General features: G+C 33.3%; 1 protein-coding gene and 1 pseudogene. Both read right to left on the minus strand.

From position 1 onward, the window contains the following. On the minus strand, positions 1 to 724 hold a 724-nt coding region (locus CPAL_RS13635), incomplete at its 3' end, for a carbon starvation CstA family protein (protein WP_146126594.1). Positions 725 to 949: 225 nt separating this feature from the next. After that, positions 950 to 1131: pseudogene (locus CPAL_RS13640) on the minus strand (carbon starvation CstA family protein); the annotation flags it as partial.

Genomic DNA, 1131 nt, shown 5'->3' on the forward strand with positions numbered 1-1131 from the left:
AAATAGCTCCACAAGCAATTGTTATAAATAACATTGGATATAATGGTAATCCTTTAGCATGCATATTGTAAAGATGAGTTGGTATTTCTGGTATATCATATCCGCCAAGTATTATAGCTCCTCCAACTCCAAAGCACATTATTAGCAAGCATATTCCAAATAGAGGATAAATCTTTCCTATAAGCTTGTCTATTGGTACAAGAGTTGCTATTACATAGTATGCAAATATAATATATAAGAAAGTTTGTGTGCTAACTGAAGGTATTAGTCCATTTAATATTCCTGCTGGTCCACTTACAAATACAACTCCTGTTAAAACTAGTAATATAACTGAGAACACTCTCATAAATTGTTTAAAGCCATTTCCTAAATACATACCAACAACTTCTGGTATACTAGCTCCGTCATGTCTTACTGATAACATTCCTGAGAAATAATCATGTACTCCTCCTGCGAAGATACATCCAAACACAATCCATAAGAAAGCTGCTGGTCCCCACATAGCCCCTGCTATAGCTCCAAATATAGGTCCAAGTCCTGCTATATTTAAAAATTGAATTAAGAATATCTTCCACTCTGGCATTGGAACAAAGTCAACGCCGTCTTCAAGCCTTACTGCTGGAGTTTCTATGCTGTCATCCGCTCCGAAAACCTTTTCAACGAACTTGCCATAAACAAAGAAGCCGATTACTAAAGCAATAATACATACTATAAATGATACCATTCGCCATACCTCCTAAAATTTATTATATTAACATTATATTATATTTTATAACATATTTTTCATGTTATTCATTAAAAATCAAAAAAAGTACATAAAATGCTTTTATGTATTCATGAAATGCTTAATAAATGTTGGCGTACGAAAAAAAGACTGCTGACAAAATTTATTTGTCAACAGTCTAAATATTTATAAAGTTTGCATTTATATTTTAGTAATCACTGCTTATTATGCTTCTGCTGCTACCCTCGCAGTAACCTTTTTAGCTGCTACTAAGAATCCTGTTATAGCTGCAACTGCTGCAACTATTCCTACAGGAAGACCTATGCTCATTGATAATTTAAATCCTTCTGGTGCTATTAATATATAAGTTGTACATACAGCTGTCATAAAGGTAGCTGGTATAGTCG

The organism is Clostridium thermopalmarium DSM 5974 (genome assembly GCF_002995795.1).
Taxonomy (GTDB): Bacteria; Bacillota; Clostridia; order Clostridiales; family Clostridiaceae; genus Clostridium_H; species Clostridium_H thermopalmarium.